The sequence below is a fragment of the Dactylosporangium sp. NPDC048998 genome, assembly GCF_043197855.1.
In the GTDB taxonomy this organism is placed as follows: Bacteria; Actinomycetota; Actinomycetes; order Mycobacteriales; family Micromonosporaceae; genus Dactylosporangium.
Genome location: NZ_JBICTV010000035.1, coordinates 59,609 through 76,127, shown reverse-complemented (window position 1 = coordinate 76,127; position 16,519 = coordinate 59,609). Strand labels below are relative to the sequence as shown.

At 70.6% G+C, this 16,519-nt stretch carries 13 protein-coding genes and 1 tRNA gene; 3 read left to right on the top strand and 11 right to left on the bottom strand.

Annotated elements, in window-relative coordinates; all coding sequences use genetic code 11:
* Positions 1–210, top strand: a 210-nt coding sequence (locus ACGFI8_RS41030) for a hypothetical protein (RefSeq protein ID WP_392813005.1), incomplete at its 5' end; no start/stop codon positions are given.
* Here the strand turns inward: ACGFI8_RS41030 and ACGFI8_RS41025 are convergent.
* The 6 genes from ACGFI8_RS41025 to ACGFI8_RS41000 form a co-directional block, all read right to left on the bottom strand.
* The gene (locus ACGFI8_RS41025) at positions 207–1,001 is read right to left on the bottom strand and encodes a hypothetical protein (protein ID WP_392813003.1); all 795 of its coding nucleotides are present in this window, start codon (positions 999–1,001) and stop codon (positions 207–209) included. The genes ACGFI8_RS41030 and ACGFI8_RS41025 overlap by 4 nt on opposite strands.
* The gene (locus ACGFI8_RS41020; protein ID WP_392813017.1) at positions 994–1,524 is read right to left on the bottom strand and encodes a SigE family RNA polymerase sigma factor; all 531 of its coding nucleotides are present in this window, start codon (positions 1,522–1,524) and stop codon (positions 994–996) included. Before ACGFI8_RS41020 ends, ACGFI8_RS41025 begins: the two co-directional genes overlap by 8 nt.
* Before the next feature lie 220 nt (positions 1,525–1,744).
* On the bottom strand, positions 1,745–3,394 hold the full coding sequence (locus tag ACGFI8_RS41015; RefSeq protein ID WP_392813001.1) for an exonuclease domain-containing protein: 1,650 nt from the start codon (positions 3,392–3,394) through the stop codon (positions 1,745–1,747).
* A gap of 1,041 nt (positions 3,395–4,435) precedes the next feature.
* Positions 4,436–5,005: a hypothetical protein gene (locus ACGFI8_RS41010; RefSeq protein WP_392812999.1), complete on the bottom strand. Its 570-nt coding sequence runs from the start codon at positions 5,003–5,005 to the stop codon at positions 4,436–4,438.
* Positions 5,006–5,196: 191 nt separating this feature from the next.
* Positions 5,197–5,268, bottom strand: a tRNA-Val gene (locus ACGFI8_RS41005).
* A gap of 115 nt (positions 5,269–5,383) precedes the next feature.
* Positions 5,384–5,842 carry a peroxiredoxin gene (locus ACGFI8_RS41000; protein ID WP_392812997.1) on the bottom strand — a complete coding sequence of 153 codons (459 nt, stop codon included), beginning with the start codon at positions 5,840–5,842 and terminating at the stop codon, positions 5,384–5,386.
* A gap of 46 nt (positions 5,843–5,888) precedes the next feature.
* Between ACGFI8_RS41000 and ACGFI8_RS40995 the strand changes: the two genes are divergently transcribed.
* Positions 5,889–8,507 (top strand): Hsp70 family protein, encoded by a 2,619-nt coding sequence (locus ACGFI8_RS40995; RefSeq protein ID WP_392812995.1) that lies wholly within the window; start codon positions 5,889–5,891, stop codon positions 8,505–8,507.
* A gap of 213 nt (positions 8,508–8,720) precedes the next feature.
* On the opposite strand, the gene ACGFI8_RS40990 is transcribed toward ACGFI8_RS40995, so the two are convergent.
* From ACGFI8_RS40990 to ACGFI8_RS40970, 5 genes are all read right to left on the bottom strand, one after another.
* Complete coding sequence (locus ACGFI8_RS40990) at positions 8,721–9,152, bottom strand: DUF3052 domain-containing protein (RefSeq protein ID WP_345128772.1); 432 nt, start codon at positions 9,150–9,152, stop codon at positions 8,721–8,723.
* Between the two features lie 107 nt (positions 9,153–9,259).
* Complete coding sequence (locus tag ACGFI8_RS40985; RefSeq protein WP_392812993.1) at positions 9,260–11,860, bottom strand: thiamine pyrophosphate-dependent enzyme; 2,601 nt, start codon at positions 11,858–11,860, stop codon at positions 9,260–9,262.
* A gap of 75 nt (positions 11,861–11,935) precedes the next feature.
* Positions 11,936–12,379, bottom strand: coding sequence for an NUDIX domain-containing protein (locus ACGFI8_RS40980; RefSeq protein ID WP_392812991.1), 444 nt, complete (start codon positions 12,377–12,379; stop codon positions 11,936–11,938).
* Between the two features lie 88 nt (positions 12,380–12,467).
* Complete coding sequence (locus ACGFI8_RS40975) at positions 12,468–12,872, bottom strand: YjbQ family protein (protein WP_392812989.1); 405 nt, start codon at positions 12,870–12,872, stop codon at positions 12,468–12,470.
* A gap of 18 nt (positions 12,873–12,890) precedes the next feature.
* Positions 12,891–13,304 (bottom strand): hypothetical protein, encoded by a 414-nt coding sequence (locus tag ACGFI8_RS40970; RefSeq protein WP_392812987.1) that lies wholly within the window; start codon positions 13,302–13,304, stop codon positions 12,891–12,893.
* 280 nt (positions 13,305–13,584) lie between these two features.
* On the opposite strand from ACGFI8_RS40970, the gene aceE reads away from it, so the two are divergent.
* Positions 13,585–16,329, top strand: coding sequence for a pyruvate dehydrogenase (acetyl-transferring), homodimeric type (aceE, locus tag ACGFI8_RS40965; RefSeq protein ID WP_392812985.1), 2,745 nt, complete (start codon positions 13,585–13,587; stop codon positions 16,327–16,329).
* The last annotated feature ends 190 nt before the right edge of the window (positions 16,330–16,519 follow it).

Genomic DNA, 16,519 nt, shown 5'->3' with positions numbered 1-16,519 from the left:
ACCGTCCTCACCGAGCGCCTGCGGCGGCATCTGCAAGAGGCCAAAGCGTGGGATGGACGGTGGGACGGACCCGAGTCATGCCGGCCGGTGCGCCGATTCGCCCAACTGACCGCGGCAGACCTCTGCATCACGGTGACCAGCGATCCGGCCGGCACCGTCGACCGCCCGGCCATCGGCGTGGAACTGTCCATGTCGAAGATCGACGCTTAAGGAGTCGCGGAGAGGATCGAGAACGAGAACGGCTCGCCGATCTTGACGAAGGTGTGCTCGCGCCAGTCGTAGTTGAACGAGCCCCACGTGGTCGCGAAGATCCCGGCGCCGGTCGTCTCGCAGTCGCGCGGCAGCGGCCTGCTGACGACTTTGACGTTCACCGTGTACTTGCCGTCGCCTGGCTGGATGTCGCAGATGGCCTTCGCCTCACCGGTCTGCCGGAACACCTGGCCGAAGGTGCGGACGCCGCCGGCCGGGTCGCGCTGCAGCGCGAGCACCTGCCCGGTGACCGCCTGCGTCGTGCCGCAGGAGAACCGGGCGATGGTCTCCTTGTCGCCGTCCTGGTCGATATCGACGAAGACGACCTGCTCGAGCCGGACGGCCTTCGCGGCGTCGACCTGATGCACGCCGCGGCTGAAGCGCAGCGGGCCGCTCGGGCAGTCGGCGACGACCGCGTCGGGCGCCCAGGCCGGGATCTGGATGGTGGCCTCGTTGAGCTCCGGCATCCCGAGCCGGCCCGGTTCGGGCCCGTCGGGCGAGGTGGTGGTCGTGCTCGTTGGCGTCCTCGCGGGTCCGGCGGGCGGCTCGGCCTCTCCGTCGAGGTTCAGATAGGCCAGTGGCGCGGCGACGACGAGCGCGAGCAGCGTGGCGAGCGCGGACGAGCGGACCCGCCGGCGGTTGCGGACCGTCCGGTGGATGACCTCGGTGTCGCCCGGCTTGATCAGGTGCGCCACGTCGTCGTCGAAGCCGGCGAAGGCGCCGGCCAGCGGATCGGACATGTCGTCAGTCACGGCACTCCTCCTTGTCGCCGAGCTTGGTGGCCAGCGCCGCACGTCCGCGGCGCAGTCTCGTCTTGACGGTTCCTTCAGCAACGCCCTCCTGCCGCGCGATCTCCCGCACAGACAGGTCGGCGAGGTAGAACATGACGACGACCCGGCGCTGCTTGACCGGTAGCGTCGCGATCGCCTTGGCCAGCGCCACCCGGTCCGGGCTCGGCTCGGGGGAGTACTCCTCGCGGTGCTTGCGCACGAATGCCATGGCCGTCCGGGCTTTGCGCCACCGGCTGGTGGCCAGGTTCTGCGCGACGCGGCGCACCCACCCGGCGGGATCGTCGAGCTCCGCGACCTGCCGCCAGCGGCTGAGGGCCCGGCAGTACGCCTCCTGGACGACCTCCTGCGCGGTGCCGAGATCGCCCGTGTACGCGTACAGCTGCACCGTCAACGGACGGAGCGACGCGGCGTAGAAACTCTCGAAGTCGGTGTGCCGTGGCGGCCCCACGTCGTTCAACACCCTGGGTTCGCCCCAGTCGCGCAACGTGATCACGTGATCGTTCCTCCCGAGCGGGATCGGCGCTTCCCGACCTACCTGGGAATGACACGCCCGACCCGACGAGCGGGTTTCATCGAGATGGGCTGCCGTTTAGTCCGTCGTCCTGGTGCAGTAGACCGTCGCGGAGGCGAGGTCGAGTTTCACGGCATCGCCGGCGCTGATCGAGGACCTGGCCCGGCCGGAGACGGATGGGCACCCGCGCAACTCACGGACTCGTGGTAAGCCGCTGGTCGTCAATGGTGGCGGCGGCCAGGCCGTGGGCAGTCGCGTACGCGGCCACGATGTCGGCGGGTAGGCGGCCACGGACTCCGACCGGCAGCCCTTGGGTGCGGGCCCACGTGCGGATGGCCGAGCCGGTCGCCGGGAGTGCTGGGGCAATCGCGCTGGCTGCGGTCGGTGTGCGTGCTGGCTGAGACGCTGCAGGGATGCTTGCTGTGGTGGTGCCCTTGCTCGTCCCGGCCTTCACAGGCTGGATGTAGTAGACCAGTTCCGCAAAGATGTCCGGCGTGACGATACGGGTGTTGAACTGGCGTGCCGCCTCAGCCTTTGTCGTGTACGGGTCGGCTCCGTCGGTGACGAGGACCGCGGTCTTGCTGGACACGCTTCCGGTCACGCGTAGACCAGCGGCTTGGGCGCGACCTTCAAGGCGTGCGCGGATGAGCTCGTCGCATCCGGTGAAGGCGACGCCATCGCCGATGCGTAGGGGCTCACCGTGCGACCAGGGGTCCGGGAGGGGCTTGCAGTCCTTGCCTCGCTGCTCGGCCAGTGCGGCGCGCGCCTCGTCGAGGACCGCCTTGACGATCCCGTCGGCAAACCCGAGGGCGGCTGCGGTAGCAAGTAACTCCTCACGTTCGTCCCGCGTGACCTTGCCGTCCTCGATGGCCTTGTGCGCGAGCGCAAGCATGAAACCGCGGTGTGCGGCATCGACCTGGTCGCGGGCGAGCGAGTAGGTTTTCGCAAGATCAGCAAGGGACGCTGCCTCGTCGTCGGTGAGGACGCCGTCTTCTAGCACCTCAGCGAGCAACTCGAGGTAGGCGGTCGCGTTGGCCGGCGCACCTTCTTCGACAGCGGCGGACAGGGGAAGGTCATCGAGCAGTGCAGAGAGCGTGCCTGCCTGGGCAGGAGTAGGGGTCAGGCCAGTCGTCTCGCGCAGCGCAACGTCAACGGGGCTATGCGGAATCGCAGGCCACGCAACTCGCGCAGCGTGGGAAGGTAGGTGCAGGTGGTCAGGCCGCGGAGGGCGACCAAAGTTCGGGTCGAGATACGACATCAGAAGCGTGGCAGTAGCGCGTGCGTCGCCGAGCGCCGAGTGGGCATTTTCGAGGCGAATGCCAGAGGCCCAGCAGCAGTCAGACAGGCGCCGGCGGTCCAGCGCCGGGAGGTAGGTCAAGCTGGCCTCCAACGTGCACAAGTGCGGGCATGCAGGCATAGCCCATCCCGCCCGCTCATACTCGGTCTGCAGGAAACCGAGGTCAAAGCGTGCGTTGTGCGCGACCAGAGCACGGCCAGCAAGACGTGCATTCAACTCACCAATGAGGTCCGCGAAGCGAGGCGCGCGCCTGACGTTGGCAGCACTGATGCCGTGGATTTTGGTGGCACCGACTGGGCCGCCCGGGTTTACCAGGGTCGTCCATTCGTCTACCGTTCGCCCCCAGGGATCGGTAGCAATCACCGCTATCTCCACCACGCGGTCTCGAAACGTGACCAGGCCGGTCGTCTCAACGTCGATGACAGCGAACCCATTTGGCGGCTGGTTCCCGGACGTTGGAGGAAGTGGGAAGCCAGGCTGCTGGGCGTGATGGTCGGGCACCCTGTTGTGCTGTGAGCGCCGAAGAATCGCGTTCAAAATCCCCACGTCAACCTCCCCGTCTTCGTGAAGCCGTATGCTCCGTCAGGCATTCGCGACATGCAACCATCCGCATGCCGTCGGTCGGATCAGGCAAGCGGGCCGAGCTGTCGCGACAGACGTACAGCAGCGGAGTACCGCAATCGACGCTGTCGAGTCCGACTGAACCGCAACAGTGGGAGCTCGTATGGGCCCGACGATCTATCCGGCGGGTAGTTCCATCGAGAGGATCAGGCCCAGCTTCGGCGCTACGCCGAATAGGCGCCGAACTTTATGTCTAGCCGACCCAGCTTTGTACGTATGCGCTGCTCACAGCATTGCAGCGCTGTGAAGCTGGCCGCCCTCCGGAGGCGGGAGGCGCGGATGCGAATCCTGCCAGGAGCCCTTTCTGGCCCTTCCTAAGGGTCTGCCGTAGTCGGAAGATCCGGGATCGGACTGACGCTGATGTTGTGCATTGCCGAATTTCGCTGTAGTGAATCAAGGCGCCGCGCTGCGCGCGGCGCAGTGTGCGTGACACTCGGTGTCTGACCAGGTCGTTCGTGCTTCTTGAGCTACCGCGATGTCCGTCGTGGTCCAGGACGTAGCTCCCGCAGCCTCGCCCTCCGCGTCTAGTCACGCTCTTTGCCTCCGGCGGGACCTCAGGCTCCGGGGAGGTCACTCCGCTCCCGTACGCCGCCGGCCAGGCCGAGCCCAGCAGACCGGCACCGCCCGCGCCAGGCCGAGCCGCTTCGCGGTCGCCTTCGGCGAGCCTGGCCCGGGCGGCGCCGCCCAGCTCCCCCGTGGGGTGGCCGACGGCATACGGGGAGACTCCGCTACGGACCGGGGAAGTGGGGGCGTACCTCTGCACTACGCCGCTCGCGCTCGGCCTGCTGGCGGCGCAAGCGCCGGCATCGGCCGGCGCGGCGGCGTTGGGAGGGACCGACTTCAGGGTCGAGGTGACGAAGCCTAAGAACCTCTATCAGATCAGCCAGCGGTAGCCGTTCGCGTTGCTCCAGGTCAGGGGCGTCCTATGGGCGCCCCTGAGGTACTTGCCGTCCGTGCGAGAGGGCGTCAACAGCTGTCCACGTGCGCGATGGATTCGATTGAAGCGACCGGCACGAGTCTCTGTACGTAGGTCACCTTTGGCCTGCCGTCGCTGCCGAGCGCTCGCCCAGATGTTGGCTCCTCGCGTACCCACTGAGTTATTGCGACGAAGTCGTGATCCATGGACGTGATGTCGCCGCATATCAATTCGTGGCTGGCCTTGACCTGTACAAGACCGGGAAGGCGATCCCTCGGTACCGCCGGTGCCGACCATGAGACGACAAGCGCGATGCCCAGCGTGACGACACCGATTCCCGCAATCGCCAGCGGATTGAAGCTGAGGGGGACGATTCCGGCGCCGAGCGACGCGAATGACAGAAACGCCATGATCAGGGCAACGAGGACAACGTCCCGCCAGCCCGACGACGCCCCGGTCAACAGATCTGTTCCGCCAAGGACGATGGCCAGGGCGAACACCGCACCAGTCGCACCCAGCCAACGAGTGGAGCGGCGAGGCGGGGCATCCGGAGCTGTGGGCTCCTGCGCGTCGTGGCGAGGCGGGGCATCCGGAGCCGTGGGCTCCTGCGCGTCGGTCACGGCGTGAGCCTAACGTTCAACGACCAGCGTCGCTGTCCCGTGCGCGACGGCGGCGACAGCACTGGCTGCGACTTCTTCGCCGAAGCGTCGTGCCCCCCGCGTGCCCCAAGGCACGGCGGCGCGAGACGGACCCGAACGATCGGAGCCGGAAAACCGGCCGTGAGCTGGGTGAAAACCAGATCGATAACCTGTGGGCACGGTTGGGTTCGAACCAACGACCCCCCGCTTGTAAGGCGGGTGCTCTTCCGCTGAGCTACGCGCCCCTGTCCTCTGCCGAGGACGGGTACCCAGATGTTACCCAAACCCGTCCACCCGACCCAGCCGGGCGCGACGTGCCGGTGTATGACCGTACCGTGGCCTGGGCGTCGGTGTCCGGGATTACAGGGCGGCGATCGCCTCGCGCCAGGCGGACTGGTCTCTCGGCTGGCTCGCCGGGACCAGCTCGGCGAAGCGGATGACGCCCGTTGCGTCGATCAGGAACGTGCCGCGGTTGGCGTAGCCCTTCGCCTCGTTCAGGACGCCGTACGCCGACGCTACGGCGCCGTGTGGCCAGAAATCCGACAAAAGCGGAAACGTGTACCCCTCCCGCTCTGCCCAGATTTTGTGCGCGTACGGGGAATCTACGCTCACCGTCAGGACCTGCACCGCGTCGTTCTGGAAGTCGGTGAGGTGGTGCTGGACGCCGCCCAGTTCACCCTGGCAGGTGCCGGTGAACGCGAGCGGGTAGAAGACCAGGAGGACGGCCTTGTGGCCGCGGAAATCGGCCAGCGAGACCTCCTGGTTGTTCTGGTTGCGCAGCACGAAGTCCGGTGCCGGATCTCCGACATCCATTGTCATACCTCGAATATGCCACCTGTCGTACCGGGGGCCTACACTCGCCCGCATGGCAGCAGGGCCGCGGCTCGGCATCGATTTCGGGACCTCCCACACCGTCGCGCTTCTCGCGTGGCCGGACGGGAGGGTCCGGCCGTTGCTGTTCGACGGCTCGCCGCTGCTCCCGTCCGCCGTCTTCGCGCAGACCGACGGGGCGCTGCTCGTCGGGCGCGACGCCGTGCACGCCGCCCGGGTGGATCCGGCCCGCTTCGAGGGTAGCCCCAAGCGGCGCATCGACGACGGTACCGTGCTGCTCGGCGACCGCGAGGTCACCGTACCGGCGCTCATCGGGGCCGTCCTGTCGCACGTCGCGCAGGAGGCGACCCGGGTCGCGGGCGGGCCGGTGGCCGAGCTGACCCTGACCCACCCGGCCGCCTGGGGCGTGTCCCGGCGGCTCGCGCTGATCGAGGGGGCCAAGCTCGCGGGGCTGCCCCAGCCCGCGCTCATGCCCGAGCCGGTCGCCGCCGCGCATTATTTCGCGGGTGTACTGCAAAAGCCGCTCACCGGCGACCAGGGCCTCCTGGTGTACGACTTCGGCGGCGGCACCTTCGACGCGAGCCTCGTCAGCCGGTCGGGCGACGGGTTTGACGTGCGCGCGGTCGACGGCATCGACGACCTCGGCGGCCTCGACCTCGACGAGCTGATCGTCGAGCACGCCCGCGGCCAGATCACCGACCCGGCGGTGTGGGCGCGCCTGGACGGCCCGCAGAGCACCGAGGACCGGCGGCACCGCCGCATGCTGTGGGACGACGCGCGCATCGCCAAGGAGATGCTCTCGCGCACGCCGGCGGCCGCCCTGCACGTGCCGATCGCGGCCGCCGACGTCAGCGTGACCCGGGAGCAGTTCGAGGACAAGGCGCGGCCGCTGCTGGAGCAGACGGTGCGCACGACCTCGGCGGTCATGCGCTGGGCGGGCGTGGACAAGGACCGTCTCGCGGGGCTGTTCCTGGTCGGGGGCTCCAGCCGGGTGCCGCTCGTGGCCACCCTCCTGCAGCGCGAGCTCGGCCTCGCCCCGACCATCATCGAGCAGCCGGAGCTGGTCGTCGCCGAGGGCAGCCTGCGCGCCTGGGTCAACGTCGGCCAGTCGGCACAAATGCCGCAAAACTCCGCAATTCCGGCAGCCGCAATCACCCCGCAGACCGGGCAACCGCCACAAAACGCCCAAGCGGCGGCCGCGGGAGCGGGCCTGACGCCCCAAGCGGCGCAGGCGGCTCAAGCAGCTCAGCCAATGCCGGGCATGCAAAACCCGCCAAACGCGTTCCAGCAGCCGCCGCAGAATCCCGGGTCGCCGCAGAATCCGCAGCAGGGCCAGCCGCCCAGAAACCCGCACGCGCCGGTCAGCGGGGTGCCGGTCAGCCCGGCCGGATTCCAGCAGGGCGCCTACCCGGTCAGCGCGCCCCCGGTCGGCCAGCGCCCCGTCAGCGCCGCGCCGGTCAGCCCGGTGGCGCCGGGCGCGTTCCCGGTCAGCGGCCCGCCCCGCGTCGGCGACGCGGAGGCCACCCAGCCGCTGCGCCCCATGGTCCAGCCGGGCCCGCCGCCGCGAGCGATCCCGCAGCCCCAGGCGGTCCCGCGGGTCCCGCAGCCCCAGGTGTTCCCGCAGGTCCCGCAGCCCCAGGCCCCGCCGCCCCAGGTGTTCCCGCAGGTCCCGCAGCCGCAGATGGTGCCGCAGGCCCCGCCGCCCCAGGTGTACGTGTCGCCGGCGGCCCAACCGGCCGTGTACGCGCCGCCGCCCCGCGAGGAGGCGCTCCCCCCGGCGCGGCCCCGGCGCAACGTCGCCGTGCCGCTGCTGGTGGGCATCCTGGTGCTGGCGCTGGCCCTGGCCGGATACGTGGTGTTCCAGAGCCGCGACCGGGGCCAGAGCAACGCCGGCGGCGGCTCCTCGTACTCGCCCGGCGACGCGCAGTCCAGCGACGGGCCGCGGACCATCCCGGCGTACAACCGCGAGGAAGAGCCCGGCTGGGTGCCCAACGGCTGGCGGGACCAGGACCTCGGCACGGTCGACCAGCTCTGGAAGTCCCAGCCGGAGTCCGAGGGCGGCCGGTGCGACGCCACCAGGGACCGGCTGCGCGTCACGACGGACGCGGCGCCGGCGCTGACCGGGTGCACGCTGAAGTCGCCCCTGGACGTGCCGATGACCGACGGCAGCATCGAGGCGAAGGTCCACGCGGCGACCGGCTGCGCGGGGATGTGGCTGCGCACCGGGGACAAGGGATACACGCTGGGTTACTGCTCGGACGGGCACCTGCGGCTGTACCGGCTCGGCAACAAGGCGCCGGGCCCGGACTCGCTGCTCAAGGACTGGGCGATCCAGGTCAGCGGCGACCCGTACGTGGCGTTCAAGATCGAGGGCGACCAGCTCAACGCCTACGTGAACGGCGAGCGGTTCGGGCCGGTCAGCGACGGCCAGATCCGCAGCGGGAAGGTCGACCTGGGGGCGTTCACCCTGACGGACCAGACGGCGGACGCGAGCTTCTCGCAGGTCCGGGTCTTCATGCCGGGCGACTGGCAGCCGGGCCCGACCGCGACGAAGCGGCCCCCGACGCCGACCTCGTCGAGCTCGGACTGGTGGTCGGGTTCACCGTCGGCCGCCCCCACCTCGAAGAAGCCCACGCCCCAGCCGACCGCGTAGCGGCACCGATCACAAAGAAGGCCGCAAAGAAGGCCGCAAAGAAGGCCGGGGAGAAGGCCAGGAAGAAGCCCGCGCCCCGGGCCGACCGCGTAGCGGCGGGCCGGCACGCGGGGCGCGGGCCGACGAAGTCCAGGAAGATGCGGGCCGCGCCCACTGGGCGCGACCGACGATATGTGCGGGCCGCGCCTGAGTCAGGGGCGCGGCCGGCAAGGCCTAGCGGCGGGAACGGGCGGCGCGGGGCGCGACCAGCCGCGCCGCGGTCCAGTCCTTGCCCGCGTTGACCGTGGAGGTCTGCTGCAACCCCGCGGTGGGAGCCGACTCGTTGATCTCGCTGGGCTCGACGTGCCCGGGACGGCCGGCCTTGGGCGTCAGCAGCCACACCACGCCGTTGTCCGCCAGCGGGCCTAGCGCGTCGATGAGCGTCTCGACCAGGTCGCCGTCGTCGTCGCGCCACCAGAGCAGCACCACGTCGACGACCTCGTCGGTCTCCTCGTCAACCAGGTCCCCGCACCGGTCGATCAGGACGTCGCGGAGATCCTGGTCGACGTCGTCGTCGTACCCCATCTCCATAACGACCATGCCCGGTTCGACTCCGAACCGGTCCGCCAGGCTCTTCACCTCGGCCTGACCCGCGGTCGCGTTCACTGTCCACTGCCTCCTGTCGCAACAACCACTGTTAGCGCGTAGTCCACACAGTACGGGCCGTCAACGCAAGTGGCGCACCGATGCGATCGAAAAACTATCGGTCCAAGTTACCGGGCGAGCAGCGATCTCGCGCCCTGGACGATCTGTTCCTCCGAGACCAGAACGTGATTCGCGGCCGGGCCGAGGGGCACGAACGAGTCGACGGCGGCCACCCGGCGGGCGACGCCGACGTATCCGGCGTCCACCAGGGCGGCGATCACCCCCTCGCCGACGCCCCCGGAGCGGCGGGTCTCGTCGACGATGAGCACCCGGCCGGTGTCGGAGGCGTTCTTGATGATGTCCCCGACCGGCAGGGGCGACAGCCAGCGCAGGTCGACAACCCGGCAGGCGATGCCCTCGGCGGTCAGCCGGGCGGCGGCGCGCAGGGAGAGCCGCACCCCGTTGCCGAAGGTGATGATGGTCAGGTCGTCGTTCGGGCCGTTGCTGTACGCCCGGGCGCGGCCGATCGGCACGTGGATGGCCGGCCACTCGCTGGGCGGTGCGTAGTCCGACAGCCACCAGTTGTCGTTCTCGGTGTGCAGGTCGCGGGTGTGGTACAGCGCGATCGGCTCGAGGAAGACGCAGACGCTGCCGTCCACGATGGCGCTGGCCAGGCAGGTCCGCAGCATGGGCGCGGCGTCCTCGGCGCGGGCGGGCGCGGCCACCACGAGGCCCGGGATGTCGCGCAGCACGGCCAGGGCGTTGTCGTTGTGGAAGTGCCCGCCGAAGCCGAGCTGGTAGGCCAGGCCGGCGACGCGCACCACCATCGGGTTGTGGAAGGCGCCCTGCGAGAAGAACTGCATGGTCGCGGCCTCGCCGCGCAGCTGATCCTCGGCGTTGTGCAGGTAGGCGAGGTACTGGATCTCGGGCACCGGCAGCATCCCGGCCAGGCCGGCGCCGAGCCCGAGGCCCAGGATGCTGGTCTCGTCGAGGAGGGTGTCGAAGACCCGGGTGCCGCCGAAGCGGTCCCGCAGGCCCTTGGTCACCCCGTAGACCCCGCCCTTCGCCGCGACGTCCTCGCCGAAGACGAGCATCTGGGGGTACGCCAGCATCGCGTCCGTCAGCGCGGCGTTGATCGTCTGGGCGAGGGTGAGCGGGCCGGCCCGCTCGGGCAGCCTGCCGTTGAAGGCGGCGGCGCGCGTGGCCGGGTGCCCGTTGCCGGTGCTGCGTGGCGTGCCGGAGACCGGCCGGACCGAGGGCTCCGGCTCCGGCGCGGTGGGCTCGGGCCACTCCTCGGCCTCGTCGGGCTCGCCGGCCGCCTCAACCTCGGTCTGTGTCGCCCCCGGGGCCTGTGGGGCGCTGGCGGCCTGTGGGGCACCGGAGGGCTGTGGGGCACCGGCGACCTTCGCGGCGGAGCCGGCCTCGGCGGCCCAGAGCGGCTCCCCGGCGGCCAGCGGCGGCCCGGCGGGCGTGGCCGGGGTGAACTCGAGGTCGTCGTCCAGCTCGTCGTCGAGCTCGTCGGCCAGGTCGTCGGCCAGGTCGTCGTCGGCCAGGTGCGTGGCCGCGTCGCCGACCGCCCGGGACACCCGCACCGGCCGGCGCGGGGCGAGCGGCGCGGTGACCTCGGAGGCGCTGCCGAGCTTCGGCTCGCCGAGCACCTCCTCGGCGATCCGGCGCACCTCCCAGCCGATCTCGTCGTAGCGGGTCATGAGTTCGGCCGGGGTGGCCATGCCAGCCTCGACCAGCAGCCGCGCGGTGCGCACGAGCGGATCGCGGGCCAGGTCGGCGGCGATCTCGACGGGCGAGCGGTACGCCATCTCCGCGTCGGCCCCGGCGTGCCCCATCAGCCGGACGGCGGTCAGGTGCAGCACGGCCGGCCGGCGGTACCGCCGGACCCACGCCGCCGCCTCCGCGGCCCGGTCGTAGGTGGCGGCGCTGTCGCAGCCGTCCGCGGCGTAGTAGCGCAGGCCAGGCCGGCTCGACAGCGCGGCGGCGACCCAGCCCTCGGGCGAGCGGACGCTGATGCCCAGCCCGTTGTCCTCGCAGACGAACAGCAGCGGCAGCTTCAGCCCGATGTGGTCGCACCAGCCGGCGGTGTTGAACGCCGCGGTCGCGGCCGCGTGGTTGATCGAGGCGTCGCCGAAGGAGCACGCGACGATGGCGTCCGCGGGCCAGCCGTGGCCGCCGCCGGGCGGGGTGAGCCGCTTGCCGCGGCCGAGGGCGTAGGCGACGCCGACCGCGCGGGGCAGATGCGAGGCGATGGTCGACGTGGTCGGGATCACATGCAGGTCGGCGTGGCCGAAGACCTTGTGCCGGCCGCCGGCGATCGGCTCCTTCGCCGAGGCGACCACACCGCGCAGCACGTCGCGGATCGGGTCGCTGCCGGCCACCTGGGCGCCGCGCATGCAGTAGAAGCCGCCGGAGCGGTAGTGCAGCAGCGCCGGGTCGGTCGGGCGCAGCGCCGCCGCGACCGCGGCGTTCCCCTCGTGCCCCGACGAGCCGATGGTGTAGTACCCGGCGTCGAAGCTGCGCAGCCAGCGCGCGGCCAGGTCCAGGTGGCGGCTCGTGGACTGGGCGTCGTAGAGCGCGCGGGCCTGCTCGCCGGTGAGCGCGGTGTCCTCGCGGACGGGCTCGTCGAGGTCCCGGCTGACCGTTGCGGCGACGAGCCCCGCGAGCTCGGCGCGGAATCGCTCGTCGAGATCCTGAGGGGTGGTCACGTTCGACAGCATGGCCGAAAACGGTCACCGGATGCCAGCCAAGCCTGGTGCGCCCGGCGATTCGGGCTTTGTCGGCGGCTCTGCCGGCTACCCCTTCGCGCGGCCCGCGAGCCCACGGTAGGCCTCGGAGGCGAGGAACTCGGGCAGCAACAGGGCGGCGGTGACGCCGAGATCCGTGCCGAGCGCCTCGGCGGGTGTGAGGAACACCATGGCCTGGCCCTCGCCGAGCACCACGTCGGCCTGGGCGGCCTCGGTGGGGCCGTAGAAGACGTACATCTCGACCTCGCCGTCGGCGGTGGTCACCGATGGCCGGGTGCGCACGGTGTACGGCAGGATGGGCTCCGCCTCGAGCCCGGTCTCCTCGCGGACCTCGCGGCGGGCCGCCTCCTGCGGCGACTCGCCGTCCTCGATCTTGCCGCCCGGCATCGCCCACTGGTTCGGTGAAACCTTCGCGTGCTGGTCGCGATGCTGCATGAGGATCCGTCCCTCGGGGTCGACGAGGAACACGACGGCGACACGGCGCTCGATCACGACTCAATCCTCACGCGGAGCCCGTCCCCGGGCGCGCCGACACACGGTGCACTCGGCATCCAATGTCGGTAGAGATGGCGAACAGCATTCATGCAGGGAGAAAGCTGAAACGGACCTGCCGTGTGGCGTTGTCGCCGTTGGGGTCGACGAGGCAGACCGACTGCCAGGTGCCCAGGGCGATCCGGCCGCCGACGACCGGCAGGGTGGCGTACGGGGCGACGAACGCCGGCAGCACGTGGTCGCGGCCGTGGCCGGGGGAGCCGTGCCGGTGGGCCCAGCGGTCGTCGGCCGGCAGCACGTCGTCGAGGGCGCGCAGCAGGTCGTCGTCGCTGCCGGCGCCGGTCTCGATGAGCGCGACGCCGGCGGTGGCGTGCGGGACGAAGACATGCAGCAGGCCGTCGCCCTGCCCGGCGACGAACCGGGCCGCCTCCTCCGTGATGTCCCGAACGACCGGCCGGGAGCCGGTCCGGACCGTGATCACCTCGGTGCGCATCGGCACAGTCTCGCAGCCTCAGTCCGAGTGGTGATGGTGGGAGGAGCCGGAATCGCCCCCGGACGACCCGGAGTCGCTCCACGACGACGATCCGGAGTCGCTCCACGAGGAACCGGAGTCGTGGTGGATGGTGTGCCCGTGGCTCTGCCAATGGTCGTGGCCGTGCGACGACGATCCGTGCGACGAGTGGCTCGAATGATGGGCGCCCGGATCCGCGGCGTTGTACGGTGGATTGTCCGGTGTCCAGTTGGCGTCCAACGGGCTCCCAGGGTGCCGGACGGTCTGCCGGTGCGCGTCTTCGCCGTTGAAAGATCGCAGGACGGGGCGCGTGGCCCTGCGCATCAGCCGCACGACGGACACGATCGCCACCGTCGACGCGATCGTGACGATGCCGCAGGGCACCAGCAGCCACCAGGACGAGTTGTCGGACACGGGCCGCACCGTATCCGACCGCGGAGCCTGGAATACTCGTAGAGTCGCCGTCCCGTCAATAGCGAAACGCCACAGAAGTTACCGGCCGGTATCGTGTCGAGCGTCGCACTTGGCGTCCCGTAGACGTGACGGACGGCACCGAAGCCAGGCAGGATGGGACATGGGCTCAAAACGGCCATGAACCATCGAGCCACACCCCGAGGCCACCCAGACCGGTCGCAGCGCACGACGCCTCCCGCCGAGCACCCCGCCGGTCGCTAGCAACCTAGAAGGAACGCCTGTGTCCACCGAACGCAAGCGCCCGGTGATCAGCGACGGCCTACCGAGCCAGCTGCCCGACATCGACCCCGAGGAGACCACCGAGTGGGTCCAGTCACTGGACGGCGTGATCGACGAGCGCGGCACGAAGCGCGCCCGGTACGTGATGCTGCGCCTGCTGGAGCGCGCGCGGGAGCGACAGGTAGGCGTCCCGCCGCTCACGACCACCGACTACATCAACACCATCGCGCCGGAGCGGGAGCCGTGGTTCCCCGGCAATGAGCACATCGAGCGGCGCATCCGTGCGTACATCCGGTGGAACGCCGCCATGCTCGTGCAGCGCGCGCAGCGCCCCGACGTCGGCGTCGGCGGCCACATCTCGACCTTCGCCAGCGCCGCGAGCCTCTACGAGGTCGGCTTCAACCACTTCTTCCGGGGCAAGGATCACCCCGGCGGCGGCGACCAGGTGTTCTTCCAGGGTCACGCCTCCCCGGGCATGTACGCGCGCGCGTTCCTCGAGGGCCGGCTCAGCGAGCAGCAGCTCGACGGGTTCCGCCAGGAGCTGTCGCACCGCGGCCCCGGCGGCGGCCTGCCCAGCTACCCGCACCCGCGGCTCATGCCGAACTTCTGGGAGTTCCCGACGGTCTCGATGGGCCTCGGCGGCATCAACGCGATCTACCAGGCCCGGTTCAACCGGTACCTGCAGAACCGCGGCTTCAAGGACACCAGCGACCAGCGAGTATGGGCGTTCCTGGGCGACGGCGAGATGGACGAGCCCGAGTCGCTCGGCGCCATCGGCGTCGCGGCCCGCGAGGAGCTCGACAACCTCACCTTCGTGATCAACTGCAACCTGCAGCGCCTCGACGGGCCGGTCCGCGGCAACGGCAAGGTCATGCAGGAGCTGGAGGCGTTCTTCCGCGGCGCCGGCTGGAACGTGATCAAGGTCGTCTGGGGCCGCGAGTGGGACCCGCTGCTCGCCGCCGACACCGACGGCGCGCTGGTCAACCTCATGAACGTCACGCCCGACGGCGACTACCAGACGTACAAGGCCGAGTCCGGCGCCTACGTGCGCGAGCACTTCTTCGGCCGCGACCCGCGCACCCGCAAGATGGTCGAGCACCTCACCGACGACGAGATCTGGAACCTCAAGCGCGGCGGGCACGACTACCGCAAGCTCTACGCGGCGTACAAGGCGGCCACCGAGCACACCGGGCAGCCGACGGTCATCCTGGCCAAGACCATCAAGGGCTGGACGCTGGGCTCCCACTTCGAGGGCCGCAACGCCACCCACCAGATGAAGAAGCTGACGCTGCAGGACGTCAAGGACTTCCGGGACCGGCTGTACCTCGACATCCCCGACAGCGCGATCGGCGAGAACCCCTACGCGGTGCCGTACTACCGCCCGGACGAGCAGTCCGAGGAGATGGAGTACATGCGCGAGCGCCGGCGGGCCCTCGGCGGCGCGGTGCCCGAGCGGCGCACCACGCACATCCCGCTGCAGCTGCCGGACAGCTCCGTCTACGGCGACATCAAGCGCGGCTCGGGCAAGCAGAAGGTCGCCACCACGATGGCCTTCGTGCGCATGCTCAAGGACCTCATGCGCGACAAGGGCATGGGCAAGCGCTGGGTGCCGGTCATCCCCGACGAGGCCCGCACCTTCGGCATGGACTCGCTGTTCCCGACCGCGAAGATCTACTCGCCGCACGGGCAGAACTACACCCCGGTCGACCGGGAGCTGTTCCTGTCCTACCGCGAGTCGACGTCCGGGCAGATCCTGCACGAGGGCATCAACGAGGCCGGCTCGGTCGCCTCGTTCACCGCCGCCGCGACCAGCTACGCGACGCACGGCCAGCCGATCATCCCGGTGTACATCTTCTACTCGATGTTCGGCTTCCAGCGCACCGCCGACGGGATCTGGGCGGCTGCCGACCAGATGTCGCGCGGCTTCCTGCTGGGTGCCACCGCCGGGCGGACCACGCTCAACGGCGAGGGCCTGCAGCACGAGGACGGGCACTCGCTGCTCATCGCGGCGACCAACCCGGCCGTCGTGGCCTACGACCCGGCGTTCGCGTTCGAGATCGCGCACATCACCGAGAACGCCGTCAACCGCATGTACGGCGACGCCCCCGAGGACGTCATCTACTACCTGACGGTGTACAACGAGCCGATCTTCCAGCCGGCGGAGCCCGAGGGCCTCGACGTCGACGGGCTGCTGCGGGGCCTCTACCGGTACTCTCCGGCGCCGGTCCAGGAGGGCCCGAAGGCGCAGATCCTCGCCTCCGGCACGGGCATGCAGTGGGCGCTCAAGGCGCAGAAGCTGCTCGCCGAGGACTGGGGCGTCGCCGCCGACGTGTGGTCGGCGACGTCGTGGACGGAGCTGCGCCGGGACGCGATTCGCGCCGAGGAGCACAACCTGCTGCACCCGGCGGACGAGCCCGAGATCCCGTACGTCACCCGCGCCCTGCAGGACACGGCGGGACCGGTCGTCGCGGTCAGCGACTTCATGCGCGCGGTGCCGGACCTGATCGCCCGCTGGGTCCCGAACGACTTCACGTCGCTCGGCACGGACGGCTTCGGCCTCTCCGACACCCGGCACGCCCTGCGCCGCCACTTCCACGTCGACGCCGAGTCGATCGTGGTGGCGGCACTGCGCCAGCTCGCCCGCCGCGGCGAGGTACCGGCCTCGGCCCCGGCGGACGCGGCCAAGAAGTACGCGATCGACGACGTCAACGCCGCCCCGGTCGGCGAGACCGGCGGCGACTCGTAACAGCCGCACAAACGGAAGGGGGCCGCGCTGCGGCCCCCTTTTCGTTGTTCGGGCTCGAAGGGCCGGCCACGGCTGAGGGTGTTCCGAGTGGCGCCCGGGCTCGTGCGCAGCGACCGCCGGGGCATCGCTGCCCCCGGCCTGACCTGCGGGATCGAGTCAAGAACCCCAGCGGGCCGGACTGTGTCACCCG

Bases quoted from the DNA above. Each gene is read 5' to 3' on its own strand.
- ACGFI8_RS41000 (WP_392812997.1), bottom strand. From the start codon at position 5,842: ATGACAATGGATGTCGGAGATCCGGCACCGGACTTCGTGCTGCGCAAC.
- ACGFI8_RS40995 (WP_392812995.1), top strand. From the start codon at position 5,889: ATGGCAGCAGGGCCGCGGCTCGGCATCGATTTCGGGACCTCCCACACC.
- ACGFI8_RS40985 (WP_392812993.1), bottom strand. From the start codon at position 11,860: ATGCTGTCGAACGTGACCACCCCTCAGGATCTCGACGAGCGATTCCGC.
- ACGFI8_RS40975 (WP_392812989.1), bottom strand. From the start codon at position 12,872: ATGCGCACCGAGGTGATCACGGTCCGGACCGGCTCCCGGCCGGTCGTT.